Annotated in this window: 21 protein-coding genes; 13 read left to right on the top strand and 8 right to left on the bottom strand. The window is 57.5% G+C overall.

The window, feature by feature from the left end; all coding sequences use genetic code 11:
• Positions 1 to 222 precede the first annotated feature (222 nt).
• The 4 genes from fhuA to fhuB are packed head-to-tail and all read left to right on the top strand — an operon-like array spanning position 223 to position 6147.
• Positions 223 to 2430, top strand: coding sequence for a ferrichrome porin FhuA (gene fhuA, locus AC1M2H_RS22580; protein ID WP_480149128.1), 2208 nt, complete (start codon positions 223 to 225; stop codon positions 2428 to 2430).
• Positions 2431 to 2477: 47 nt separating this feature from the next.
• Positions 2478 to 3275, top strand: coding sequence for a Fe3+-hydroxamate ABC transporter ATP-binding protein FhuC (gene fhuC / locus AC1M2H_RS22575; RefSeq protein WP_480149127.1), 798 nt, complete (start codon positions 2478 to 2480; stop codon positions 3273 to 3275).
• A gap of 2 nt (positions 3276 to 3277) precedes the next feature.
• Entirely contained in the window at positions 3278 to 4168 is an 891-nt protein-coding gene (gene fhuD / locus AC1M2H_RS22570) for a Fe(3+)-hydroxamate ABC transporter substrate-binding protein FhuD (protein WP_480149126.1), read from the top strand.
• Positions 4165 to 6147: a Fe(3+)-hydroxamate ABC transporter permease FhuB gene (gene fhuB, locus AC1M2H_RS22565; protein WP_480149125.1), complete on the top strand. Its 1983-nt coding sequence runs from the start codon at positions 4165 to 4167 to the stop codon at positions 6145 to 6147. The genes fhuD and fhuB overlap by 4 nt, the downstream gene beginning before the upstream one ends.
• 55 nt (positions 6148 to 6202) lie before the next feature.
• On the opposite strand, the gene hemL is transcribed toward fhuB, so the two are convergent.
• Positions 6203 to 7483, bottom strand: coding sequence for a glutamate-1-semialdehyde 2,1-aminomutase (hemL, locus tag AC1M2H_RS22560; protein ID WP_480149124.1), 1281 nt, complete (start codon positions 7481 to 7483; stop codon positions 6203 to 6205).
• A 180-nt stretch (positions 7484 to 7663) separates the two neighbouring features.
• Between hemL and clcA the strand changes: the two genes are divergently transcribed.
• Positions 7664 to 9082, top strand: coding sequence for a H(+)/Cl(-) exchange transporter ClcA (clcA, locus tag AC1M2H_RS22555; protein ID WP_480149123.1), 1419 nt, complete (start codon positions 7664 to 7666; stop codon positions 9080 to 9082).
• An 82-nt stretch (positions 9083 to 9164) separates the two neighbouring features.
• Positions 9165 to 9509, top strand: coding sequence for an iron-sulfur cluster insertion protein ErpA (erpA, locus tag AC1M2H_RS22550; protein WP_426813035.1), 345 nt, complete (start codon positions 9165 to 9167; stop codon positions 9507 to 9509).
• Positions 9510 to 9598: 89 nt separating this feature from the next.
• Here erpA and AC1M2H_RS22545 read toward each other — a convergent pair whose 3' ends face one another.
• Genes AC1M2H_RS22545 through mtnN form a run of 3 tightly spaced genes read right to left on the bottom strand, consistent with a single transcriptional unit; the run spans position 9599 to position 11750 of the window.
• Positions 9599 to 10222 carry a TRIC cation channel family protein gene (locus AC1M2H_RS22545; protein ID WP_480149122.1) on the bottom strand — a complete coding sequence of 208 codons (624 nt, stop codon included), beginning with the start codon at positions 10220 to 10222 and terminating at the stop codon, positions 9599 to 9601.
• Positions 10223 to 10258: 36 nt separating this feature from the next.
• Positions 10259 to 11059 (bottom strand): vitamin B12 ABC transporter substrate-binding protein BtuF, encoded by an 801-nt coding sequence (btuF, locus tag AC1M2H_RS22540; RefSeq protein WP_480149121.1) that lies wholly within the window; start codon positions 11057 to 11059, stop codon positions 10259 to 10261.
• Positions 11052 to 11750 carry a 5'-methylthioadenosine/S-adenosylhomocysteine nucleosidase gene (mtnN, locus tag AC1M2H_RS22535; RefSeq protein ID WP_480149120.1) on the bottom strand — a complete coding sequence of 233 codons (699 nt, stop codon included), beginning with the start codon at positions 11748 to 11750 and terminating at the stop codon, positions 11052 to 11054. Before mtnN ends, btuF begins: the two co-directional genes overlap by 8 nt.
• Before the next feature lie 86 nt (positions 11751 to 11836).
• Between mtnN and dgt the strand changes: the two genes are divergently transcribed.
• The 3 genes from dgt to cdaR all read left to right on the top strand — a co-directional run bounded on the left by dgt (position 11837) and on the right by cdaR (position 16285).
• Complete coding sequence (dgt, locus tag AC1M2H_RS22530) at positions 11837 to 13351, top strand: dGTPase (protein WP_480149119.1); 1515 nt, start codon at positions 11837 to 11839, stop codon at positions 13349 to 13351.
• 135 nt (positions 13352 to 13486) lie between these two features.
• Entirely contained in the window at positions 13487 to 14938 is a 1452-nt protein-coding gene (degP, locus tag AC1M2H_RS22525; RefSeq protein ID WP_480149118.1) for a serine endoprotease DegP, read from the top strand.
• 189 nt (positions 14939 to 15127) lie between these two features.
• Positions 15128 to 16285: a DNA-binding transcriptional regulator CdaR gene (gene cdaR, locus AC1M2H_RS22520; protein ID WP_426813029.1), complete on the top strand. Its 1158-nt coding sequence runs from the start codon at positions 15128 to 15130 to the stop codon at positions 16283 to 16285.
• Positions 16286 to 16377: 92 nt separating this feature from the next.
• Here cdaR and AC1M2H_RS22515 read toward each other — a convergent pair whose 3' ends face one another.
• The 4 genes from AC1M2H_RS22515 to map all read right to left on the bottom strand — a co-directional run bounded on the left by AC1M2H_RS22515 (position 16378) and on the right by map (position 21323).
• Entirely contained in the window at positions 16378 to 16767 is a 390-nt protein-coding gene (locus AC1M2H_RS22515; RefSeq protein ID WP_004858100.1) for a DUF3461 family protein, read from the bottom strand.
• A gap of 107 nt (positions 16768 to 16874) precedes the next feature.
• The gene (gene dapD / locus AC1M2H_RS22510; protein ID WP_004872026.1) at positions 16875 to 17699 is read right to left on the bottom strand and encodes a 2,3,4,5-tetrahydropyridine-2,6-dicarboxylate N-succinyltransferase; all 825 of its coding nucleotides are present in this window, start codon (positions 17697 to 17699) and stop codon (positions 16875 to 16877) included.
• A gap of 34 nt (positions 17700 to 17733) precedes the next feature.
• Positions 17734 to 20397, bottom strand: a complete 2664-nt coding sequence (gene glnD / locus AC1M2H_RS22505; protein ID WP_480149117.1) for a bifunctional uridylyltransferase/uridylyl-removing protein GlnD — start codon at positions 20395 to 20397, stop codon at positions 17734 to 17736.
• Between the two features lie 131 nt (positions 20398 to 20528).
• On the bottom strand, positions 20529 to 21323 hold the full coding sequence (gene map / locus AC1M2H_RS22500) for a type I methionyl aminopeptidase (RefSeq protein WP_480149116.1): 795 nt from the start codon (positions 21321 to 21323) through the stop codon (positions 20529 to 20531).
• Positions 21324 to 21647: 324 nt separating this feature from the next.
• Between map and rpsB the strand changes: the two genes are divergently transcribed.
• The 4 genes from rpsB to frr all read left to right on the top strand — a co-directional run bounded on the left by rpsB (position 21648) and on the right by frr (position 25134).
• Positions 21648 to 22373: a 30S ribosomal protein S2 gene (rpsB, locus tag AC1M2H_RS22495; RefSeq protein WP_480149115.1), complete on the top strand. Its 726-nt coding sequence runs from the start codon at positions 21648 to 21650 to the stop codon at positions 22371 to 22373.
• Between the two features lie 122 nt (positions 22374 to 22495).
• Positions 22496 to 23347, top strand: a complete 852-nt coding sequence (gene tsf, locus AC1M2H_RS22490) for a translation elongation factor Ts (RefSeq protein WP_464414897.1) — start codon at positions 22496 to 22498, stop codon at positions 23345 to 23347.
• 148 nt (positions 23348 to 23495) lie between these two features.
• Entirely contained in the window at positions 23496 to 24221 is a 726-nt protein-coding gene (gene pyrH, locus AC1M2H_RS22485; RefSeq protein WP_426813025.1) for a UMP kinase, read from the top strand.
• A gap of 355 nt (positions 24222 to 24576) precedes the next feature.
• Positions 24577 to 25134 carry a ribosome recycling factor gene (gene frr, locus AC1M2H_RS22480; protein ID WP_426813024.1) on the top strand — a complete coding sequence of 186 codons (558 nt, stop codon included), beginning with the start codon at positions 24577 to 24579 and terminating at the stop codon, positions 25132 to 25134.
• Positions 25135 to 25215: the final 81 nt, after the last annotated feature.

Genomic DNA, 25215 nt, shown 5'->3' with positions numbered 1-25215 from the left:
GCATCAGCCCTCTGATACTTCAGTATTCGAGGGCTTTTTCATTTCTGTCGATTACTTAACAGTCACTTAACTCCACAATTACCGTCTGGTTATTTATTCAGCCTTTAATATCTTCGCGGCGGCATATCGCTTGCCTTGCGTTTCGCGTTTCGCCTATTATGTCAGCCGTCATAATAATAATTCTCGTTTACGTTATCATTCACCTTTATCAGAGATCTACCAATGGCGCGTCTAAAAACTGCTCAGCCAAATCACTCGCTGCGTAAAATCGCAGTCGTAGTAGCCACGGCGGTTAGCGGCATGTCTGTCTACGCACAGGCGGCAGTTGAACCGAAAAAAGAAGAAACCATTACCGTAACCGCAGCGCCCGTCAGCCAGGAAAACGCCTGGGGGCCGGCCCCGACTATCGCGGCAAAGCGCTCCGCAACTGCCACCAAAACCGATACCCCTATTGAAAAAACGCCGCAGTCGATTTCCGTGGTTACCCGCCAGGAAATGGAGATGAAGCAGCCGACAACGGTGAAAGAAGCGCTGGCCTATACGCCAGGAGTCTTCTCCACTCGCGGCAGCTCGACGACCTATGACGTGGTGACGATTCGCGGCTTTACGACGTCGACAACGGTCAATACCAACCAGTATCTGGATGGCATGAAGCTGCAGGGGAATAACTACTCTGAAGTGTCGATGGACCCTTACTTCCTCGAGCGTGTAGAAGTGATGCGCGGGCCAACCTCCGTGCTGTATGGTAACAGCAACCCTGGCGGTATAGTCAGCATGGTCAGCAAGCGCCCGACGACCGAGCCGCTGAGAGAAATTCAGTTTAAAATGGGTACCGATAACCTGTGGCAGACTGGCTTTGATTTTAGCGATGCAATTGATGATAGCGGCGTATGGTCCTATCGCTTGACCGGCCTGGGCCGCAGTCAGGACGCGCAGCAGCAGATGGCGAAATCGACCCGCTACGCGGTGGCGCCATCCTTTAGCTGGCGCCCGGATGATAAAACCAACTTCACCTTCCTGAGCAATTTCCAGAGCGATCCTTATGCGGGTTACTACGGCTGGCTCCCGCGTGAAGGGACCGTGGTGCCGTACTATGACGCCAACGGCAAGGCACATAAGCTGCCGACCGATTTCAACGAAGGCGAGCCGAACAACAAGATGTCGCGCCGTCAGCAGATGGTGGGCTACAGCTTCTCACACCAGTTTGACGATACCTTTACCGTACGCCAGAACCTGCGCTACGCCGACGTCAATACGCTGTATCGCTCCGTTTACGGCAACGGCTACACGGCGCCGGGACAAATCAACCGCGCTTACGTGCGTTCTGATGAACATCTCAACACGTTCACCGTTGATACCCAGCTGCAGTCCGACTTTGCCACCGGCGCGGTCGACCATAAGCTGCTGACCGGCGTGGACTATTCGCGCATGCGTAACGACGTCAATGCCGACTATGGTTCTGCAGATCCGATCGGTATGTCCAATCCGCAGTACGGTAATCCAAACGTCTCGGTGTACTTCCCGTACGCGGTGCTCAACCGGATGGAGCAGACCGGCCTCTATGCCCAGGATCAGATGGAGTGGGATAAGTGGGTGATGACGCTGGGCGGACGCTATGACTACGCTACGACCTCTACGCTGACGCGCTCCACTAATACCCTTGCCGAAAATCACGACCAGCAGTTTACCTGGCGCGGTGGTATTAACTACCTGTTCGACAACGGTATTTCTCCGTACTTCAGCTACAGCCAGTCATTTGAGCCGGTTTCAGGCTCGAGCCTGGACGGCAAACCGTTCGATCCGTCGCGCGGCGAGCAGTATGAAGCGGGCGTGAAATATGTGCCGAAAGATATGCCGGTGGTGGTCACGGCAGCGGTGTACCAGTTGACCAAGGATAAAAACCTGACGGCAGATCCGCGTAATACGACGTTTAGCATTCAAACCGGCGAGATCCGCGCTCGCGGCGTGGAGCTGGAAGCTAAAGCGGCGCTGAATGCCAATATCAACCTCACTGCAGCCTATACCTACACCGATGCTGAGTACCAGCACGACACCATATTTAACGGCAAACGTCCGGCGGAAGTTCCGCGTAATATGGCGTCTCTGTGGGCAGATTATACCTTCCACGAAACCGCGCTGAGCGGCCTGACGGTTGGCGCCGGTGCGCGCTACGTTGGCTCTACGGTTAGCTACTACAAAAACGATACCGCCGATGCGAAGCAAAATGATTCCTTCGGCGTAGCGGGCTACGCGTTGATGGATGCGACGGTGAAATACGATCTGGCGCGCTTTGGTTTACCGGGCTCGTCGCTGGGTATCAACGTCAATAATCTGTTCGATCGCGAGTACGTTTCCAGCTGCTATAGCGAATATGCTTGCTACTGGGGCGCAGGGCGTCAGGTCATTGCAACAGCAACCTTCCGTTTCTAATCACTCAATGGGCGCGGTTCGCCGCGCCGTTAAACAAGTTGGCTGTTATGCAGGAAAACACTCCGCAATCCGATACCACGTTTTCGTTGAATCGCGTTACCTTTCGCGTGCCTGGCCGCACGCTGCTGCACCCTCTTTCGTTAACCTTCCCGGCAGGAAAAGTGACCGGCCTGATTGGTCATAACGGCTCCGGTAAATCGACGCTGTTGAAAATGCTCGGCCGTCATCAGCCGCCGTCAGAGGGCGAAGTGCTGCTCGATGGTCAGCCTCTCGATAGCTGGAACAGCAAGGCGTTTGCCCGCAAGGTGGCCTATCTGCCGCAGCAGCTGCCCGCGGCGGAGGGGATGACGGTGCGTGAGCTGGTGGCGATTGGACGCTATCCGTGGCACGGGGCGCTGGGGCGCTTTGGCGCGGCGGATCGGCAGAAGGTCGAGGAGGCCATTGCGCTGGTCGGGCTGAAACCGCTGGCGCACCGGCTGGTCGATAGCCTCTCCGGCGGCGAGCGCCAGCGCGCGTGGATTGCCATGCTGGTAGCCCAGGACAGCCGCTGTCTGCTGCTGGATGAGCCCACCTCGGCGCTGGATATTGCCCACCAGGTTGACGTGCTGGCGCTGGTGCATCGCCTGAGCCAGCAGCGCGGCCTGACGGTGGTTGCCGTGCTGCACGATATCAATATGGCGGCCCGCTACTGCGACTATCTGGTGGCTCTGCGCGGCGGCGAGATGATTGCTCAGGGTACGTCGTCTGAGCTGATGCGTAGCGAAACGCTGGAACAAATTTATGGTATCCCGATGGGAATTCTGCCGCACCCGGCGGGCAGCGCGCCGGTAAGCTTCGTCTATTAATAATGGAAAAAAACAATGTGATCACCCGTCGACGTTTACTGACGGCGATGGCGCTATCGCCGCTGCTGTGGCAGATGCGTGGCGCGCGGGCGGCGGCTATCGATCCGCAGCGCATCGTGGCGCTGGAGTGGCTGCCGGTAGAGCTGCTGCTGGCGCTGGGCGTCGTGCCCTACGGCGTCGCCGATATCCCGAACTATCGCCTGTGGGTGAACGAGCCGGCGATTCCGGACTCGGTCATTGACGTCGGGCTGCGCACCGAACCCAATCTCGAACTGCTGACGCAGATGAAACCGTCGTATATCTTCTGGTCGGCAGGCTACGGCCCGTCGTCTGAGAAGCTGGCGCGTATCGCTCCGGGGCGCGGATTTACCTTCAGCGACGGCAAACGGCCGCTGATGATGGCGCAACAATCGCTCAATGAAATGGCCGAGCTTATCGGTAAGCAGCAGGCAGCGAAGCGCCATCTGGCGGAGTTCGATGCGCTGATGGACGAGCTGCGCCCGCGTTTCGCCCGCCGCGGCGACCGGCCGCTGCTGATGATCAGCCTGCTCGACCCGCGTCATGTTCTGGTTTTCGGCAATAACTGCCTGTTTCAGGAAATCCTCGAACGCTTTGATATCAAAAATGCCTGGCGCGGGGAGAGCACCTTCTGGGGCAGCGTGACCGTCGGTATCGACCGGCTGGCGGCCTATAAGGATGTGGACGTGATCTGCTTTGACCACGGCAACGATGGCGAAATGACGCAGCTGATGAACACCCCGCTGTGGCGGGCGATGCCGTTTGTCCGCGAAGGGCGCTTCCAGCGCGTGCCGGCGGTGTGGTTCTACGGCGCTACGCTCTCGGCGATGCACTTTGCCCGCGTGCTGGCGGACGCTCAGGGAGGCCCGGCGTGAGATCGCGAATTTCTCCTCTGGCGGCTCTGCTGCTGGCCCTACTGCTGATTGCCGCCTTCGCGCTGAGCCTCTTTAATCTCCGCATCGCGCTGCCGCAGAACGAGTGGCGCCAGGCGCTGTGGCAGCCGGATATCGATAATATCGCCCAGATGCTGTTTCACTACAGCCTGCTGCCGAGGCTGGCGGTATCGCTGCTGGTGGGTGCCGGCCTCGGGCTGGTGGGCGTCCTGTTTCAGCAGGTGCTACGCAACCCGCTGGCGGAACCGACGACCCTTGGCGTCGCGACCGGCGCCCAGCTGGGGATGACGGTCACCGCGCTGTGGGCGATCCCCGGCGTGCTGGCCTCGCAGTTTGCCGCCCTGGCGGGCGCGTGTCTGGTGGGGGCGCTGGTGTTTGGCGTCTCCTGGGGCAAACGGCTGTCGCCGGTGACCCTGATCCTCGCCGGCCTGGTGGTCAGCCTCTACTGCGGGGCGCTTAATCAGCTGATGGTTATTTTCCATCACGACCAGCTGCAGAGCATGTTCCTGTGGAGCACCGGCACCCTGACGCAGACCGACTGGAGCGTGGTGCAGCGGCTGTGGCCGCAGCTGCTTGGCGGGGCGATGCTGACGCTGCTGCTGCTGCGGCCTCTCACCCTAATGGGGCTGGACGACGGCGTGGCGCGTAACCTCGGCCTGGCGCTCTCCCTGGCGCGTCTTGGGGCGCTGACGCTGGCGATTGTTATCAGCGCGATGTTGGTGAATGCGGTGGGGATTATCGGCTTTATCGGCCTGTTTGCCCCGCTGCTGGCAAAAATGCTCGGCGCCCGCCGCCTACTCTCGCGCCTGCTGCTGGCGGCGCTGATTGGCGCGCTGATCCTCTGGCTCTCCGATCAAATCATTCTGTGGCTTGCCCGCGTCTGGATGGAGGTGTCAACCGGATCGGTGACCGCGCTGGTTGGCGCACCGCTGCTGCTGTGGCTGCTGCCGCGCCTGCGCAGTATTAGCGCCCCGGTGATGAACGCCGGCGACAAGGTGCCGGCTGAACGGCACAATGTGCTGTGGTTTGCCCTCGGCGGGCTGGCGATTCTGCTGCTGGCGGCTATTGCGGCGCTGGCCTTCGGCCGCGATGCGCAGGGCTGGCAGTGGGCCAGCGGTACGCTGCTCGACCAGCTGATGCCGTGGCGCTGGCCGCGGATTCTGGCGGCGCTGTTCGCCGGGGTGATGCTGGCGGTGGCGGGCTGTATTATTCAGCGCCTGACCGGCAACCCGATGGCCAGCCCGGAAGTGCTGGGGATCAGCTCCGGCGCGGCGTTTGGCGTGGTTGTGATGCTGTTCTTCGTTCCCGGCAACGCCTTCGGCTGGCTGCTGCCAGCCGGCAGTCTGGGCGCGGCGGCGACGCTGCTGGTGATCCTGGTTGCCGCCGGGCGCGGCGGCTTTTCGCCGCATCGCATGCTGTTGGCGGGCATGGCCCTGAGCACCGCTTTCACCATGCTGCTGATGATGCTGCAGGCCAGCGGCGATCCGCGGATGGCGCAGATTCTGACGTGGATCTCCGGATCGACCTACGGCGCGACGCCGGAGATGGTCACGTACAGCGGCGGCATGATGCTGGTGCTGTTGGCTCTGGCGCCGCTGTGCCGCCGCTGGCTGACGATCCTGCCGCTCGGCGGCGAGGCGGCGCGAGCGGTCGGCGTTGCGCTGACGGCGTCGCGCATCGGCCTGCTGCTGCTGGCCGCCTGCCTGACGGCCACGGCAACGCTGACCATCGGCCCGTTAAGCTTCGTCGGTCTGATGGCGCCGCATATTGCGCGCATGATGGGGTTCCGCCGGACGATACCGCATATGGTGATATCCGGGCTGATTGGCGGCCTGCTGCTGGTATTTGCCGACTGGTGCGGGCGGATGATCGCGTTCCCGTATCAGATCCCGGCGGGCCTGCTGTCGACCTTTATTGGCGCACCGTACTTTATCTATTTGCTGAGGAAGCAGAGCCGCTAGCTTTCGCGGCGTGAGCCCGGGCGAGGCGTGATGCCCGCCCGGGATAGCGCGTGGACTACAGTTTGGCGAACGCGCGGCGCGCGGCGGCGATGGTCTGGTTGATATCTTCTTTGCTGTGGGCAACGGACATAAACCCGGCTTCAAACGCCGAAGGCGCCAGGTAAACACCCTCTTCCAGCATCAGGTGGAAGAAGCGCTTAAAGCGCTCAACGTCACACTTCACTACGTCCTGATAGCAGGTGACGGTTTCGGCGTCGGTAAAGAAGATGCCGAACATGCCGCCAACGTTATTCACTACCAGCGGAACGCCCGCGTCGCGCGCGGCGTCCAGCAGTCCCTGGGCCAGCTGGTTGGTTAAATCCGTCAGCGTCTCGTGAACTCCCGGCTGCGCCACTTCGCTTAAGCAGGCGAAGCCCGCCGCCATGGCGATCGGGTTGCCGGAGAGGGTGCCCGCCTGATAGACCGGGCCGGTCGGCGCCAGCGCATCCATCACCTCGCGACGGCCGCCGAAGGCGCCCACCGGCATGCCGCCGCCGATGATTTTGCCCAGACAGGTCAGGTCAGGGACCACATCGTAGTAGGACTGGGCGCCCGCCAGAGCAACGCGGAAGCCGGTCATCACTTCATCAATAATCAGCAGGGCGCCAAATTCGTCGCACAGCGCGCGCAGGCCCGGCAGGAACTCCGGTTGCGGCGGGATGCAGTTCATATTGCCGGCTACCGGTTCAACGATAATGCAGGCGATCTCCTGCGGATACTGTTCGAACGCGGCGCGCACCGAATCCAGGTCGTTATAGGTGCAGGTGAGGGTGTGTTTGGCGAAATCGGCCGGCACGCCCGGAGAGTTCGGCTGGCCGAGGGTCAGGGCGCCGGAGCCCGCTTTGACCAGCAGGCAGTCGGCGTGGCCGTGGTAGCAGCCTTCAAATTTGATGATTTTGTCGCGGCCGGTAAAGCCGCGCGCCAGGCGAATCGCGCTCATGGTGGCCTCGGTGCCGGAGTTAACCATCCGCACCATATCCATCGTCGGCACCAGCTCCGTTACCAGCGCCGCCATTTTCACTTCCATTTCCGTCGGCGCGCCAAAGCTCAGGCCGCGCTGCGCCGCTTCAATCACCGCATTACGAATGGCCGGGTGGTTATGGCCGAGTACCATCGGGCCCCAGGAACCGACATAATCGATATAGGCTTTACCATCGACGTCGTACAGATAGGCGCCGTCCGCACGTTCGATAAACAGCGGCGTGCCGCCAACTCCGCTGAAGGCTCGTACCGGCGAGTTAACGCCGCCGGGGATAAGTTCACGCGCGGCGCTAAAGAGAGTTTCAGATTTGCTCATTGCCTGGTTCCTGGTTCGTGAAAAATGTTTTGCCGGTTATTCTAAGTTATTCCAGGATAGTTATGAAAGTTTTGCCCAATTGAAACAAAGCGCGAACGGTGCATTTTTTCCGCGACGGCGGGCGTCCCGGCAGTTAAAATGCCCTCTGCACTATTTGTATGACTATTAACCGACGAGAGTATGAAAGCACAAGCCTCCTCTTTTGAAGCAAAACAGATCGTACGCCTGCGCCGCGGCGACGTGGTTCGTCGGCTGGTTCAGCGAGACAAAACGCCGCTGGCGGTGCTGCTAATGGCTGCCGTCGTCGGCACCCTGGCAGGGCTGGTAGGCGTTGCTTTTGAAAAGAGCGTCAACTGGGTGCAGAACCTGCGCATCGCCACCCTGCTGTCGGTGGCGGACTACGGATTCCTGGTCTGGCCGCTGGCCTTTATTTTATCCGCGCTGCTGGCAATGGTCGGCTACTTTCTGGTGCGGCGTTTTGCCCCGGAAGCGGGCGGCTCAGGGATCCCGGAAATAGAAGGGGCGCTGGAAGAGCTGCGCCCGGTTCGCTGGTGGCGGGTGCTGCCGGTGAAGTTTATCGGCGGGATGGGGACGCTGGGCGCCGGCATGGTGCTGGGCCGGGAAGGGCCGATGGTTCAGCTCGGCGGCAATCTTGGGCGCATGGTGGTGGATGTTTTCCGCATGCGCAGCCCCGAAGCGCGCCATACGCTGCTGGCAACCGGCGCCGCTGCGGGCCTCTCCGCCGCCTTCAACGCGCCGCTGGCGGGGATCCTGTTTATTATTGAAGAGATGCGCCCGCAGTTTCGCTACAACCTGATCTCCATTAAGGCCGTGTTTACCGGCGTGATTATGTCGAGCATCGTATTTCGCATCTTTAACGGCGAAGGGGCGATTATCGAGGTCGGTAAGCTGAGCAACGCGCCGGTCAACACCTTGTGGCTGTATCTGATTCTGGGGATGATTTTTGGCGCCGTTGGCCCGCTGTTTAACGCTCTGGTGCTGCGTACCCAGGATATGTTCCAGCGTCTCCACGGCGGCGACCTCAAAAAGTGGGTGCTGATTGGCGGCCTGATCGGCGGCGGCTGCGGTATTCTCGGGCTGGTTCAGCCCGCGGCGGCGGGAGGCGGGTTTAACCTCATTCCGATTGCCGCGGCGGGTAACTTCTCCGTTGGCCTGCTGCTGTTTATTTTTATCGCCAGGGTGATGACCACGCTGCTCTGTTTTTCCTCCGGCGCGCCCGGCGGGATTTTCGCGCCGATGCTGGCGCTGGGAACCCTGCTGGGAACGGCGTTTGGTATGGCGGCGACGCCGCTGTTTCCGGCCTATCATCTCGATCCCGGCACCTTCGCCATCGCCGGAATGGGGGCGCTCCTCGCCGCGTCGGTGCGCGCGCCGCTGACCGGAATTGTGCTGGTGCTGGAGATGACCGATAACTATCAGCTCATTTTGCCAATGATTATTACCTGCCTCGGCGCAACACTACTGGCTCAATTTCTCGGCGGTAAACCCTTGTATTCAACTATCCTTGAAAGAACGCTGGCGAAACAGGCCGCTGAACAGGAGGCAAAAGCGCGTGCGGTTGCCGGGGAGAATACTTGAACGATTTACCAGGGTATTAGATAATGGCTCAAAAGGTCCGGCTATTCTTTAAGCGGATCGGAAGTATCAATGGGAGCATAAAATGAGTGATGATGTCGCGTTGCCGCTGGAGTTTACCGAAGCCGCAGCCAAAAAAGTAAAATTCCTGATTTCTGATGAAGACAATCCGAACCTGAAGCTGCGCGTTTATATCACCGGCGGCGGCTGCAGCGGTTTCCAGTACGGCTTCACCTTCGACGATCAGGTTAACGAAGGGGATATGACCATCGAGAAACAGGGCGTAGGCCTGGTGGTTGACCCCATGAGCCTGCAGTATCTGGTCGGCGGCGCCGTCGATTACACTGAAGGCCTCGAAGGCTCACGTTTTATCGTGACCAACCCGAATGCGAAAAGCACCTGCGGCTGCGGATCTTCGTTTAGCGTCTGATTTATCCCGCCGAAGCAAGGCCCACGGACGGGCCGCGCAGCAGATATCCCTTGCCCGACCCCGGCCTACAGGACGCCGATTTACGGCATCTACCGCCCGTTATCATCCAGCGCAAACGTCGGCAGCTTCAGGTGCCAGCGGATTGCCGCCAGCCGAATGACCAGCGTCACAACCATCCCTATCATCGCCGAATTTTGCAGCGACACCTGAAAAGTGTCGTGGGCCGTCGCGTGCACGATACCGCCGACAATACAGGCCGTGGCGTAGATTTCGGTACGTAAAATCATCGGGATTTCGCGCGCCAGCACGTCGCGAATAATGCCGCCGCCGACGCCGGTAACAACCCCCATGCAGACCGCAACCAGCGGGCCGCTGTGGGCGATAAAGGCCTTGTTGACGCCGATGCCGACAAATACCGCCAGGCCGACGGCGTCGAGCACCGGCAGTATCCACTTAGGCAGGCGGCGCGGCTGGCGCACTAGCAGAATCGTCAGCATGCTGGTGACCATTGCCACTACCAGGTCCGTGGGGTCTTTCACCCAGAACACCGGGCCGTTGGCGAGCGCCATATCGCGGATCGTCCCGCCGCCCACGGCGGTAACCACCCCCAGCACCAGCACGCCGAAAGGGTCCATCCGCAGTTTGCCGGCCAGCAACACGCCGGAGATCGCAAATACGGCGGTGCCAATAATATCCAGCCAATAGACAAGCATCGTCAGTTCCCGCTTAGCGCCTGCTTAACAGGGCAATTATTTTACCTGCTCGAGCGCAGTACAGAGTTGTTTTGCGGCGAGGATAATACGCGGGCTCGCGCGTTCAAACCAGTCGCTATGCAACGCAATCAGCGAAATTTTTAACTGATTATGCCAGTAGCGTTCGACTTCGGGGATTTTGCGCGCATCGCCGGTAATGACAATGGCCTGCGGCTGCCTGGCGAGAACCTGCTCGCGGCTGACCTGGGGCCAGGGCGCTTTACTGGCAGCGAAAATATTCTCCCCGCCGCACAGCGTCAGCACCTGATCCTGAATCGATCCCCGACTGCTGGTAAAAAGAGGATTGCTGCCAAACTGGAGAAAGACGCGCTTCTTCGGGATCTGAGCATAGCGGGCCTTCAGCGCACTGTAATCGTCCTGCATCTGCTGCGCCGCCTGACGGGCTTTTTCCGGCTGAGGGCTCCACTGCGCCAGCTGCCGCAGGGTGGTGATAATCTCTTCGATGGTGGCGGTATCGACCCAGATGACCTTGATACCGAGGGCGCTCAGCTGATTAACCTGCCGCTCGGCGTTGCCTCCGCGCCACGCCAGGACCAGGTCGGGCCTGAGGGCGACAATGCGCTCCAGATTCATCCCCTGCCAGCTGGCAACCTGCTCGATGCCGGTGGCCTCCGGCGGGTAGTCGGAATAGCTGCTGACGCCCACCGGCGTGATGCCGGCCGCAAACGCCAGCTCGGTATTAGCCGGGGAGAGCGTTATCACCCGCGGCGCGGCGAAGAGCCACGCCGGGGCCAGCAGCAGCAGGGCGGCAAGCGCCTGTTTTAGCGATTTAGCCACGCGTCAGGTTCTGTACCAGATTTTCCACCATCAGAGTGGACTGCCTGGCGGCGACGGCGAGGAACTCGTCGAAGCTCAGGTGGGACTGCTGATCGGCAACGTCGGAGATGGCGCGAACCACCACGAACGGGACGCCGAAGTTATGGCAGACGTGGGCGATGGCGGTGGCTTCCATTTCGACCGCTACGGCCTGCGGGAAGTTATGGCGGATTTTCGCCAGCCCGACGGAGCCGTTGATGAACGCGTCGCCGCTGACGATCAGACCGCGTACTGCGTTAAGGTTTAACGCTTCGATGCTGCGCTGCGCGGCGGCTATCAGCTTGTCGTCGGCTTTGAAGCCTGCCGGGCAGCCCGGCAGCTGGCCATATTCGTAGCCGAATGCGGTCACGTCGGCGTCGTGGTAGCGCGTTTCGTCGGAGATCACGATATCGCCGACTTTCAGCGTTGGCTCAAGGCCGCCGGCGGAGCCGGTGTTGATAATCACGTCCGGCTTGCAGACTTCCAGCAGCAGCGCCGCGCCCATCGCCGCGGCAACTTTGCCGATCCCCGATTTCAACAGGGCGATGTCGGTACCGTGAAGCTGGCCGGTGTAGATTTCGCTGCCGCCGAGGGTGAGTGTCTGGCGGTTTTCGATTTTGTCGCGCAGAAGGGTAACTTCCTCTTCCATAGCGCCAATAATGCCGATTTTCATAGATTTACTCGCGATGTGTCAGGTTTAGTTGCATAGTCTATCATGCACTCAAAGGGAAACGTTATTGCTCGCGAGCGGGAGAGGCTATGGCAAAGATTGATTTTCGCAACAAGATTAACTGGCACCGACGCTATCGCTCGCCGCAGGGCGTCGAAACGGAGCGTGAAATACTGCGTATTTTCGAAAGCGATCGCGGGCGCATTATTAACTCTCCGGCCATTCGCCGTTTACAGCAGAAAACCCAGGTCTTTCCGCTGGAGCGCAACGCGGCGGTGCGCACCCGGCTAACCCATTCCCTCGAAGTGCAGCAGGTCGGGCGCTACATTGCCAAAGAGGTCCTCAGCCGGCTGAAAGAGCAGCAGCTGCTGACGGCCTATGGCCTGGATGCGCTCGGCGGGCCGTTTGAGAGTATCGTCGAAATGGCGTGTCTGATGCACGACATCGGCAACCCGCCGTTCGGCCATTTTGGCGAGGCGGCAATTAATGACTGGTTCAGCCAGCGCCTGGCCCCGGACGATGCGGATGATGAAGCGCTGCCCAACGATCGCTGCACGGTTGACGTGCTGCGCCTGCGGCCGGGCGAAGCGTCGCTGAACGCGCTGCGCGGCAAGATCCGCCAGGATCTGTGCTGGTTTGAGGGCAACGCCCAGGGGATTCGGTTAGTCCATACGCTAATGCGAATGAATCTTACCTGGGCGCAGGTTGGCTGTATTCTTAAATATACCCGCCCGGCCTGGTGGCGCGGTGAAACGCCCGCCAGCCACAGCTATTTAATGAAGAAGCCTGGTTATTATCTAGCCGAAGAGGGCTATATTGCGAGGTTACGTAAAGAACTGGATCTGGCGCCTTACAATCGCTTTCCATTAACGTGGATTATGGAAGCGGCGGATGATATCTCATATTGCGTCGCCGATCTGGAAGATGCGGTAGAAAAGCGAATTTTCAGCGTGGAGCAACTCTATCAGCATCTTTACGACGCGTGGGGGCCGCATGAAAAAGGTTCGTTATTTTCTCAGGTGGTAGAAAATGCGTGGGATAAATCACGTTCTAATTCCCTAAGCCGGAGTACGGAAGATCAGTTCTTTATGTATTTACGGGTCAATACGCTGAATAAACTGGTGCCGTATGCGGCCCGGCGTTTTATAGATAATATCGCGAAGATTTTTACCGGTGACTTTAATCACGCGCTGCTTGAGGATGATAGCGACTGCAGTCAGCTGCTTGAGTTATATAAAAATGTGGCAGTAAAACATGTGTTTAGCCATCCGGATGTAGAACAGCTGGAATTGCAGGGTTATCGCGTTATTAGCGGCCTGTTAGATATCTATCAGCCGCTGCTGAAATTGTCGCTGGAGGAGTTCAGCTTATTAGTTGAAAAAGAGAGAGTGAGAAGCCTGCCTATCGCTTCGCGACTATTTCAGAAACTTTCAACACGACATCGGCTGGCCTACGTGGAGGCGGTAAACAAAATTCCGGCTGATTCCGCCGAGTTTCCGCTGATGGAATACTATTATCGCTGCCGCCTGATCCAGGACTATATTAGCGGGATGACGGACCTGTATGCATGGGATGAATATCGGCGGCTGATGGCGGTAGAATAGCTGCAGGTTTTGTAAAGACGGACAATAATTTTTTACTTTTTGGCAGTACTTAATTCCGGAACTTAGCGCGATAAAATGACTCTGATAGTCACTTACATAGCAATTCTGCGTTATCTAAAATCGAGATTGAGACATATGAAAAAAACCACGTTAGCAATGAGTGCACTGGCTCTGAGTTTAGGTCTGGCGTTATCCCCGCTCTCTGCGAGCGCGGCAGAAACAGCTTCTTCGGCGACCAATGCGCAGCAGATGCCGAGTCTGGCCCCGATGCTGGAAAAAGTCATGCCGTCGGTCGTCAGCATTAACGTTGAAGGCAGCACCACCGTGAACACGCCGCGGATGCCGCGCAACTTCCAGCAGTTCTTCGGCGACAACTCGCCGTTCTGCCAGGACGGTTCTCCGTTCCAAAGCTCTCCGTTCTGTCAGGGCAGCGGGCAAGGCGGTGGCCAGGGCGGCGGCGCGCCGGCTGACGGCGGGCAGCAGCAGAAATTCATGGCGCTCGGCTCCGGGGTGATTATTGATGCGGCGAAAGGCTACGTCGTCACCAACAACCACGTAGTGGATAACGCGACGACTATCAAGGTTCAGCTCAGCGACGGGCGCAAGTTTGACGCCAAAGTGGTGGGGAAAGACCCGCGTTCCGATATTGCGCTGATTCAGATTCAGGACCCGAAAAACCTGTCGGCAATCAAGCTGGCTGATTCTGACGCCCTGCGCGTCGGCGACTACACCGTGGCGATTGGTAACCCGTTTGGCCTGGGCGAAACCGTGACCTCCGGTATTGTTTCCGCTCTTGGCCGCAGCGGCCTGAACGTGGAAAACTACGAAAACTTTATCCAGACGGATGCCGCGATTAACCGCGGCAACTCCGGCGGCGCGCTGGTTAACCTGAACGGCGAGCTGATTGGGATCAATACCGCGATCCTCGCACCGGACGGCGGCAACATCGGTATCGGCTTCGCTATCCCAAGCAACATGGTGAAAAACCTGAGCGAGCAGATGGTTAAATATGGCCAGGTGAAACGCGGTGAACTGGGGATCATGGGGACCGAGCTGAACTCCGAGCTGGCAAAAGCGATGAAGGTCGATGCCCAGCGTGGTGCCTTTGTTAGCCAGGTGATGCCGGGCTCCGCCGCGGCGAAAGCCGGAATCAAGGCCGGGGACGTAATCACCTCGCTGAACGGTAAACCGATTAGCAGCTTTGCCGCACTGCGCGCGCAGGTTGGCACAATGCCTATCGGCAGCAAGGTTGAGCTTGGCCTGGTGCGCGATGGCAAACCGGTAACTGCGACCGTTGAGCTGCAGCAGAGCAGCCAGACCCAGGTTGATTCCAGCACCATCTTCAACGGTATTGAAGGGGCTGAAATGAGCAACAAGGGCCAGGATAAAGGCGTGACGGTTAATAACGTCAAGGCCGGGACGCCTGCGGCACAGATTGGCCTGAAGAAAGGTGACATTATCGTCGGCGCTAACCAGCAGCCGGTGAAAAATATTGCCGACCTGCGCAAAATCTTTGACGCTAAACCGTCGGTTCTGGCGCTGAATATTCAGCGCGGTGATAGCACTATCTACCTGCTGATGCAGTAATCTCCGTCGGCTAAATCAGCCCCTTCTCCTCGCCCGAGGGAAGGGGCTTTTTTTACCCCGCACGACGCCGATCTTTCATTCTGTGATTTCTTCCACAACTCCATACTTCTCTCCCGTGCTTTGTGCATACGCACAATGCACCGCTAACCCAACTCTTTTATGCTGATGCCCTGCTCAGGGGAGGGTTACATGGCTGGCTGGCATCTTGATACCAAAATGGCGCAGGATATCGTGGCGCGTACCATGCGCATTATTGATACCAATATCAACGTAATGGATGCCCGTGGGCGCATTATCGGCAGCGGCGATCGCGAGCGTATTGGTGAATTGCACGAAGGCGCGCTACTGGTTCTCTCCCAGGGGCGCATTGTCGATATCGATGATGCGGTGGCCCGTCACCTGCACGGCGTACGTCAGGGGATCAACCTGCCCCTGCGCCTGGAAGGAGAAATTGTCGGCGTCATCGGCCTCACCGGGGAGCCAGAAACGCTGCGCAAGTACGGCGAACTGGTATGCATGACCGCGGAAATGATGCTGGAACAGTCCCGGCTGATGCATCTGCTGGCGCAGGATAGCCGCCTGCGTGAAGAGCTGGTGATGAACCTGATTCAGGCAGAAGAGAATACCCCGGCGCTAACCGAATGGGCGCAGCGCCTGGGCATCGACCTGAATCAGCCGCGGGTGGTGGCTATGATTGAGGTCGACAGCGGCCAGCTGGGTGTGGATAGCGCCATGGCGGAGCTGCAGCAGCTGCAGACCGCTCTGACCACCCCCGACCGTAATAACCTGGTGGCGATTGTCTCATTAACTGAGATGGTGGTTCTTAAGCCCGCGCTGAACGCTTTTGGCCGCTGGGATGCGGAGGATCACCGCAAACGGGTCGACCAGCTTATCGCCAGGATGAAGGAAAACGGCCAGCTGCGGTTTCGCGTGGCGTTAGGCAACTTCTTTACCGGGCCTGGCAGCATTGCGCGCTCGTATCGTACCGCTCGCACCACCATGATGGTCGGCAAGGAGCGCATGCCGGAGAGCCGCAGCTATTTTTATCAGGATTTGATGCTGCCGGTGCTGCTCGATAGCCTGCGCGGCGGCTGGCAGGCCAACGAGCTGGCCCGCCCGCTGGTTCGCCTGAAGGCGATGGACAATAACGGTCTGCTGCGCCGTACGCTGCAGGCCTGGTTTCGCCATAACGTCCAGCCGCTGGCGACCTCAAAGGCGCTGTTTATTCATCGGAATACGCTGGAGTATCGGCTGAATCGTATTTCAGAGCTGACGGGGCTGGATCTGGGCAGTTTTGACGATCGGCTGCTGCTCTATATTGCGCTACAGCTGGATGAGCAGAGATAGGGAATAATCCCGGACGATAGCGCTAACGCCTTATCCGGGCGGCTGTATCCATAGCCCCGACGGGCGTCGCCGGTCAGGGAAGGGGAGCAGGCTTACTTGTTGCGGGTCAGTTTTTCCAGATCGGCTTCAATTTCGCTGATCTTATGGGTGACGACGCTTTCCAGATGACGCAGATCGTCGAGGATCTTACGCTTCAGATCGACTTCAGTGCGATCGCGCTGACAGATCTGATCGAGCTCATCGATAACGTAGCGCAGGTTGGGACTGATCTCCTGCACTTCTTTATAGCCCTGGCCTACGCCATCGGCGACAACGGTCTTACGCTGACGCGGATATTTAAACTTAACGCTTTTAGCGAAGAACTCGCCTTTGTCCTTCTGAAAATAGATTTTCAGAATATCGTTGTTAGCTTCCTGGCGCAGGCTATAGCGATCGATCTCATCAGGATTGGTAATGCCAAGACTTTTCAGATTATCGTACATAACGGTACCTTTGATATCATCATAACCTTTGAATAATTAACGAAAAAACTAATCTTCGCCAGCGTCAAATATAAAAAAAGCGGGATATCTCCCGCTTTTTATACTGCTTAGTCGATAGTACGCAGAAGTTCGTTAATGCCGACCTTGCCGCGGGTTTTCGCATCTACCTTCTTGACGATCACCGCGCAGTACAGGCTGTACTTGCCATCCTTCGACGGCAGGTTGCCGGAAACCACCACCGAGCCGGCCGGTACGCGGCCGTAGAAGACTTCGCCGGTTTCGCGGTCGTAGATTTTGGTGCTCTGGCCCAGGTACACGCCCATGGAGATAACGGAGCCCTCTTCGACAATCACGCCTTCAACCACTTCAGAACGCGCGCCGATAAAGCAGTTATCTTCGATGATGGTTGGGTTAGCCTGCAGCGGTTCCAGAACGCCGCCGATACCGACGCCGCCGGAGAGGTGCACGTTTTTACCGATCTGCGCGCAGGAGCCGACGGTAGCCCAGGTATCAACCATGCTGCCTTCATCAACGTAGGCGCCGATGTTGACGTAGGACGGCATCAGCACGGTGTTGCGGGCAATGAACGCGCCCTGACGAACGGCCGCCGGCGGAACCACGCGGAAGCCCTCTTTCTGGAAGCGCGCTTCATCGTAGTCGGCGAATTTCATCGGGACTTTATCGAAGTAGCGGCTTTCCGCACCGTCGATAACCTGGTTATCGTTAATACGGAAAGAGAGCAGAACCGCTTTCTTCAGCCACTGGTGGGTGACCCACTGGCCGTCGATCTTTTCAGCGACACGCAGAGCGCCGGAATCCAGCAGGGAAATAACCTGGTTAACCGCTTCGCGGGTTACGGTATCCACATTTGCCGGCGTGATGTCGGCGCGACGCTCAAAGGCGGACTCAATAACATTCTGTAATTGCTGCATTGTTTACTCTTTCTCTATTACACATAAAAGTTCGTTACCCTTTATCGTTTGGATTGAGGGCCTCTGTCAACCGTTGTTGTACTTCTTGTTGCAGCTCGTTATTAAGCGCACGCCGGTCTGCCGTGGCGATTATAAATAAATCTTCTACTCGCTCACCAATTGTCGTAATTCTGGCCCCGTGAAGGGAAATATTGAGGTCGGCGAAGACCTGGCCAACCCGGGCCAGCAGGCCGGGCTGATCGAGCGCAATCAGCTCAAGGAACGATTTTCGATCGGTATGCGTGGGCAGGAAATTGACCTCGGTGGCGACGGAGAAATGGCGCAGTTTTGCCGCCTGTCGGCGCGGAGCCGGCGGCTGCCAGCTGCGCTGGGTAATGGTCTGCTCCAGACCAAGGCGGATCATCTCGTGGCGATCGGCGGAGAGCGGGCTGCCATCCGGTTCGAGCACAATAAAGGTGTCCATCGCCATGCCGTCGCGGGTGGTAAAGACCTGGGCGTCGTGAACGCTCAGATTTCGGCGGTCAAGCTCGCCGCAGACGGCGGCGAACAGATAGGGTCGATCCGGACTCCAGATAAAAATTTCGGTGCCGCCGCGCGTGGCCTGCGAACTGAGCAGAATCATCGGCTTATTGAGGTCATGTCGGAGCAAATTACGCGCATGCCAGGCGAGCTGATTTGGCGTGTGGCGCACGAAGTAGTTAGCCCGGCAGCGGCTCCAGATTTGATGCAGGGCCTCTTCATTAATGTTTTCCATCCGCAGCAGCGCCAGCGCCTGCAGCTGATGATGGCGAACCCGTTCGCGCATATCCGGCGTGCTTTGCATACCGCGGCGCAGCTGTTTTTCGGTGGCGAAATAGAGCTCGCGCAGCAGGCTTTGCTTCCAGCTGTTCCACAGGGTTTCGTTGGTGGCGCAGATGTCGGCCACGGTCAGGCACACCAGGTAGCGCAGGCGGTTTTCGGTTTGCACTTCTTCCACGAACTGCTTGATGACCTCGGGATCCTGAATATCACGGCGCTGGGCGGTGACGGACATTAGCAGATGATGGCGAACCAGCCAGGCGACCAGCTGAGTTTCTCGCGAGTTCAGGCCGTGCAGCTCGGCAAACTTCAGCACGTCCTGAGCCCCCAGCACCGAGTGGTCGCCGCCGCGGCCTTTGGCAATGTCGTGGAACAGGGCGGCAATCAGGATTAGCTCCGGATGGGTCAGGCGCGGCCACAGCTCGACGCACAGTGGGTGGCGGCTGCGGGTCTCCTCTTTGGCAAAACTCTCCAGCTTCAGCAAGACGCGGATCGTATGTTCATCCACGGTGTAGGCGTGGAACAGATCGAACTGCATCTGGCCGACGATATGCGACCACTGCGGCATATAGGCCCACAGCACGCTGTGGCGATGCATCGGCAGCAACCCGCGGCTGACCGCGCCCTGGTGGCGCAGCATGCTAAGAAAAATGGTTCGCGCTTCCGGGATATAGCACAGCGGCTGCGTCAGATGGCGGCGAGCGTGGCGCAGATGGCGCAGCGTCGTGGAGTAGATGCCGGTGATGCTGCTGTTGCGCACCATAATATAGAACATGCGCAGAATCGCCTGCGGTTCGCGGATGAACAGCGTATCGTCGCGCAGATCGATGAGCGAACCGCGCAGCTGAAAATCATCGTCAATCGGCCGCGGCTTTTCATCTTCGGTCAACGCAAGAATGGCTTCATCAAACAGCTGCAGCAGCATATGGTTCAGCTCGCTTACCCGGCGGGTAACGCGGAAGAAATCCTTCATCATATGCTCGATGGGCTGGTTCCTTTCACCTTCATAGCCTAAGCGACGGGCGACGCTGAGCTGGCGGTCAAAGAGTAAGCGGTTATCGTAGCGGGTTAGCTCCAGGTGCAGGGCGAATCGAATGCGCCACAGCTGATGCAGGCATTCGTTGAGCTCGTTGCGTTCCGCCTCCGTCAGGAAGCCGAAGCCCACCATCTCATCCATCGAGGTGGCGCCGAAGTGGCGGCGAGCGACCCACTGCAGGGTATGAATATCCCGCAGGCCGCCGGGGCTGCTTTTCACATCCGGTTCAAGGTTATAGCTGGTGCCGTGATAGCGCTGATGGCGTTCGTTCTGTTCCTCTACCTTGGCGGCGAAGAATTTCTCCGACGGCCAGAAGCCGTCGCTAAAAATGTGTTTTTGCAGCTCAAGAAACAGCGCGACGTCGCCGATTAGCAGGCGCGATTCAATCAGGTTGGTGGCGACGGTCAGATCGGATAAACCTTCCAGCAGGCACTCTTCGAGGGTGCGCACGCTGTGCCCTACCTCGAGCTTGACATCCCACAGCAGCGTCAGCAGCTCGCCGACCTTCTGCGCCTGTTCATCGGAGAGTTTTTTGCGGCTTAATATCAGCAGGTCGACGTCGGAGAGCGGGTGCAGTTCGCCGCGGCCATAGCCGCCGACCGCCACCAGGGCCATGTCGCCAACTGACCCGAAGCCGTAGTCCACCCACAGGCGCTGCAGCAGCTGGTCGATAAACTCGGTGCGGGCCTCAATCAGCCGCTCCGCGGCGGTGCCGGCATCGAAAGCCTCGCCCAGCCAGCGCTGGAAAAGTTCGAGATGGGACTTAATCGTTGCGCAGGTTAAATCATCCTGCGGCCAGGCGCCCGGATTCTCAGGTTGGCCCGAGAGGGCAGGGGAGACAGTGTCAGGTAAAGAGTTGCTCATCGCGTCACCATAAGAAAAGACTATCGCCCATAAAAAATCGCCGGGAGCGATTTTTAACGTCGCCCGCGACGGCCCAAAGGGTGACGGGCAGGAAGCCCGTCATAAAAAAGCCGGCGGGCGCCGGCTTTTCGTTATGCTTCGTGCGAGATTATCGCCGGGATGGTGTCATCCGGGCGTAACGTCAGAATTTCGCAGCCGTTATCCGTCACCACAATAGTATGCTCGTACTGGGCAGACAAGCTCCGATCTTTAGTTTTCACCGTCCAGCCGTCTTTCATGCTGCGGATCTCTTTTTTACCGGCGTTGACCATCGGCTCGATGGTAAAGGTCATCCCCGGCTTGAGCACCACGTTGGTCTCCGGGGAGTCGTAGTGCAGTACCTGCGGTTCTTCATGGAAGCCGCGGCCAATGCCGTGCCCGCAGTATTCACGCACCACGGAAAAACCTTCCGCTTCGACAAATTTCTGAATGGCCGCACCGATTGCCCGCAGGTTGATGCCGGGCTTGACCATCTTCAGGGCCAGATAGAGGCTCTCCTGAGTGACGCGGCACAGACGCTCGCCGAGAATTGTCGGCTTGCCGACGATAAACATTTTGGAGGTGTCGCCGTGGAACTCATCCTTAATGACCGTGACGTCAACGTTGACGATATCGCCGTCTTTTAGCAGTTTTTCATCGTCCGGGATACCGTGGCACACCACTTCGTTGATCGAGATACACACCGATTTCGGGAAGCCGTGGTAGCCGAGGCAGGCGGAGATCGCTTTCTGCTCATTGACGATGTAATCGTTACAGATGCGGTCCAGTTCGCCGGTGCTGACGCCCGGTTTTACATAGGGTTCAATCATTTCGAGCACTTCTGCGGCCAGGCGGCTGGCGACGCGCATTTTTTCGATGTCTTCAGATGTCTTGATAGAAATAGCCATGGATTGTGTCCAGCAGTGTCGATTTTTTCGACAATAAATAGAGTAAGTCCCGCCAATGTTAACAGTCCGGGCGACCTGGTGCCAAACTGAGAATCATTAACAGCACTCCGCGTCAACAAGAGTTGGTGTCCAATCCTATTTTGTGATATAAAGCGCGCCGGACTTCCGTTCCATTTCGTACTACACAGGATGGACTGAAGCGACAAATCTCACTTTGTGTATATAACACACACGTATCGACACATATTCCGGGGTGCCCTTTGGGGTCGGTAATATGGGATACGTGGAGGCATAACCCCAACTTTATCTATAGAGGTTTTAAACATGGCAACTGTTTCCATGCGCGACATGCTCAAGGCTGGTGTTCACTTTGGTCACCAGACCCGTTACTGGAACCCGAAAATGAAGCCTTTCATCTTCGGCGCGCGTAACAAAGTTCACATCATCAACCTTGAGAAAACTGTACCGATGTTCAACGAAGCCCTGGCTGAACTGAACAAGATCTCTGCTCGTAAAGGTAAAATCCTTTTCGTTGGTACTAAACGCGCTGCAAGCGAAGCGGTAAAAGACGCTGCTAACAGCTGCGATCAGTTCTTCGTGAACCATCGCTGGTTGGGCGGTATGCTGACTAACTGGAAAACCGTTCGTCAGTCCATCAAACGTCTGAAAGACCTGGAAACTCAGTCCCAGGACGGTACCTTCGAGAAGCTGACCAAGAAAGAAGCGCTGATGCGTACTCGTGAACTGGCCAAGCTGGAAAACAGCCTGGGCGGTATCAAAGACATGGGCGGCCTGCCGGACGCACTGTTTGTTATCGATGCAGACCACGAACACATCGCTATCAAAGAAGCAAACAACCTGGGTATCCCGGTATTTGCTATCGTTGATACTAACTCCGATCCGGACGGCGTAGATTTCGTTATCCCGGGTAACGACGATGCAATCCGCGCTGTTAGCCTGTACCTGGGTGCAGTAGCTACAACCGTGCGTGAAGGTCGTTCTCAGGATCTGGCTTCTCAAGCGGAAGAAAGCTTCGTAGAAGCTGAATAATAAGGTCTAGCCCTTATTTAGTACCGTGTATAAATAGGGGCCTATATTTGGCCCCTTTTTCACTTTTAAACCTGTTTGGTTCCTGGAACCGGGCAGGTCATATCTCTCCCGAGGATTAAAGAATGGCTGAAATTACCGCATCCCTGGTAAAAGAGCTGCGCGAACGTACTGGCGCAGGCATGATGGATTGCAAAAAAGCGCTGACTGAAGCTAACGGCGACATCGAGCTGGCAATCGAAAACATGCGTAAATCCGGCGCGATCAAAGCGGCGAAAAAAGCAGGCAACGTTGCTGCTGACGGCGTGATCATCACCAAGATCGACGGTACCTACGGCATCATCCTGGAAGTTAACTGCCAGACTGACTTCGTAGCGAAAGACGGCGGTTTCCAGGCATTTGCTAACAAAGTTCTGGACGCAGCCGTTGCCGGTAAAATCACCGACGTTGAAGTTCTGAAAGCGCAGTTCGAAGAAGAGCGCGTTGCGCTGGTTGCTAAAATCGGTGAGAACATCAACATCCGTCGCGTTTCTGCCCTGGAAGGCGAAGTTCTGGGTTCATACCAGCACGGCGCGCGTATCGGCGTTCTGGTTGCCGCTAAAGGCGCAGACCAGGAGCTGGTTAAACAGCTGGCAATGCACATCGCTGCAAGCAAGCCAGAATTCGTTAAGCCGGAAGACGTTTCTGCTGAAGTGGTAGAGAAAGAGTACCAGGTTCAGCTGGACATCGCGATGCAGTCCGGTAAGCCGAAAGAGATCGCAGAGAAAATGGTTGAAGGCCGCATGAAGAAATTCACCGGCGAAGTTTCTCTGACCGGCCAGCCTTTCGTTATGGACCCAAGCAAATCTGTTGCTCAGCTGCTGAAAGAGCACAACGCAGACGTAACTGGCTTCATCCGCTTTGAAGTGGGCGAAGGCATCGAAAAAGTTGAGACTGACTTTGCAGCAGAAGTTGCTGCGATGTCCAAGCAGTCTTAATTTTTTAAAAGGAGCCGCCTGAGGGCGGCTTCTTTTTGCGCCCATTTTGTAAATTCAGCCAACCGCTTATAGTGGCTGCGCTGAAAAGCGACATACAATGTCGCCAGAATTAACTCATCTCACTCGTTGACAGTCTCAGGAAAGAAACATGGCTACCAATGCAAAACCCGTCTACAAACGTATTCTGCTGAAGTTAAGTGGCGAAGCTCTGCAGGGATCGGAAGGCTTCGGTATTGATGCAAGCATACTTGACCGTATGGCTCAGGAAATCAAAGAACTGGTTGAACTGGGTATTCAGGTTGGCGTAGTGATTGGTGGCGGTAACCTGTTCCGTGGTGCTGGTCTGGCGAAAGCGGGTATGAACCGCGTTGTGGGCGACCACATGGGCATGCTGGCAACGGTTATGAACGGCCTTGCAATGCGTGACTCCCTCCATCGCGCCTATGTGAACGCTCGCTTGATGTCAGCGATTCCGCTGAACGGCGTTTGTGACAACTACAGCTGGGCAGAAGCGATTAGCCTGCTGCGGGCTAACCGCGTGGTGATCCTTTCCGCGGGTACCGGCAACCCGTTCTTCACCACCGACTCCGCAGCCTGCCTGCGCGGTATTGAAATTGAAGCTGACGTGGTGCTGAAAGCGACCAAAGTCGACGGCGTATTTACCGCCGACCCGGCTAAAGACCCGTCTGCGACCATGTACGATCAGCTGAGCTACAGCGAAGTGCTCGATAAAGAGCTGAAGGTTATGGATCTGGCGGCCTTTACCCTGGCGCGTGACCATAAACTGCCGATTCGCGTGTTCAACATGAACAAACCCGGCGCGCTGCGCCGCGTGGTAATGGGCGAAAAAGAAGGTACGTTAATTACGGAATAATTTCCGTAATACGCTTCATCGTTCAGGCTGTCTCTGCGTTGGCTGCTTTTGAGCCCCGGTCGCTGACTTCAGTATGCCGCCGGGAATGAATGAGGGATATTCCGGTTCCTCGCCGAAGGCAGCCTTCGGCCGTGCAAGTTCGTGCTGACGGATTTGTCGCTCCGCTGTCAGCCTTGATACAACGTGAATGATTTTGTGTAGAAATGAAGGTAAGATTCCGCTCTACCTTAGTAGCGGTTTTTTACTCAGACGCGCCCGGGCGTCGTCATGAATTAAACGAGACTATACTTAGCTCACCTGATAGCAGCTGTGCGGCGTTTAGTCTGCCTGAGACAAGTTTCCAAGGATTAGTAACGTGATTAACGACATCAGAAAAGATGCTGAAGTGCGCATGGAAAAATGCGTTGAAGCGTTCAAAAACCAAATCAGCAAAATCCGCACGGGTCGCGCTTCCCCCAGCCTGCTGGACGGCATCGTCGTGCCATATTACGGCACGCCTACTCCGCTGCGTCAGCTGGCAAGCGTAACGGTAGAAGACTCCCGTACGCTGAAAATCAACGTATTCGACCGCTCCCTGAGCGCGGCCGTTGAAAAAGCGATCATGGCTTCCGACCTCGGTCTGAACCCAAGCTCTGCGGGCAGCGATATCCGCGTTCCGCTGCCTCCGCTGACCGAAGAGCGTCGTAAAGATCTGACTAAGATCGTACGCGCCGAAGCCGAACAGGCCCGCGTGTCGGTACGTAACGTTCGTCGCGATGCTAACGATAAAGTGAAAGCGCTGCTGAAAGACAAAGAGATCAGCGAAGATGACGATCGCCGTTCTCAGGACGACGTGCAGAAAATGACTGACGCCGCGATTAAGAAAGTGGATGCGGCGCTGGCAGATAAAGAAGCGGAACTGATGCAGTTCTGATTTCCTGCCGTTATGCCCGTCCTCATTGCCGTTTGATAAACGGGACGGGCATACAGTCTGAAACGCCGTACAGAAGACCGA

The organism is Klebsiella sp. F11 (assembly GCF_056712265.1).
The sequence above is the reverse complement of the archived record's forward strand: the minus strand, read 5'-3'. Positions and strand labels throughout refer to the sequence as shown.

Bases quoted from the DNA above. Each gene is read 5' to 3' on its own strand.
- tsf (WP_464414897.1), top strand. From the start codon at position 22,496: ATGGCTGAAATTACCGCATCCCTGGTAAAAGAGCTGCGCGAACGTACT.
- map (WP_480149116.1), bottom strand. From the start codon at position 21,323: ATGGCTATTTCTATCAAGACATCTGAAGACATCGAAAAAATGCGCGTC.
- glnD (WP_480149117.1), bottom strand. From the start codon at position 20,397: ATGAGCAACTCTTTACCTGACACTGTCTCCCCTGCCCTCTCGGGCCAA.
- dgt (WP_480149119.1), top strand. From the start codon at position 11,837: ATGGCAAAGATTGATTTTCGCAACAAGATTAACTGGCACCGACGCTAT.
- degP (WP_480149118.1), top strand. From the start codon at position 13,487: ATGAAAAAAACCACGTTAGCAATGAGTGCACTGGCTCTGAGTTTAGGT.
- rpsB (WP_480149115.1), top strand. From the start codon at position 21,648: ATGGCAACTGTTTCCATGCGCGACATGCTCAAGGCTGGTGTTCACTTT.
- AC1M2H_RS22515 (WP_004858100.1), bottom strand. From the start codon at position 16,767: ATGTACGATAATCTGAAAAGTCTTGGCATTACCAATCCTGATGAGATC.
- clcA (WP_480149123.1), top strand. From the start codon at position 7,664: ATGAAAGCACAAGCCTCCTCTTTTGAAGCAAAACAGATCGTACGCCTG.
- erpA (WP_426813035.1), top strand. From the start codon at position 9,165: ATGAGTGATGATGTCGCGTTGCCGCTGGAGTTTACCGAAGCCGCAGCC.
- AC1M2H_RS22545 (WP_480149122.1), bottom strand. From the start codon at position 10,222: ATGCTTGTCTATTGGCTGGATATTATTGGCACCGCCGTATTTGCGATC.
- fhuD (WP_480149126.1), top strand. From the start codon at position 3,278: ATGGAAAAAAACAATGTGATCACCCGTCGACGTTTACTGACGGCGATG.
- mtnN (WP_480149120.1), bottom strand. From the start codon at position 11,750: ATGAAAATCGGCATTATTGGCGCTATGGAAGAGGAAGTTACCCTTCTG.
- hemL (WP_480149124.1), bottom strand. From the start codon at position 7,483: ATGAGCAAATCTGAAACTCTCTTTAGCGCCGCGCGTGAACTTATCCCC.
- dapD (WP_004872026.1), bottom strand. From the start codon at position 17,699: ATGCAGCAATTACAGAATGTTATTGAGTCCGCCTTTGAGCGTCGCGCC.
- pyrH (WP_426813025.1), top strand. From the start codon at position 23,496: ATGGCTACCAATGCAAAACCCGTCTACAAACGTATTCTGCTGAAGTTA.
- cdaR (WP_426813029.1), top strand. From the start codon at position 15,128: ATGGCTGGCTGGCATCTTGATACCAAAATGGCGCAGGATATCGTGGCG.
- fhuC (WP_480149127.1), top strand. From the start codon at position 2,478: ATGCAGGAAAACACTCCGCAATCCGATACCACGTTTTCGTTGAATCGC.
- fhuA (WP_480149128.1), top strand. From the start codon at position 223: ATGGCGCGTCTAAAAACTGCTCAGCCAAATCACTCGCTGCGTAAAATC.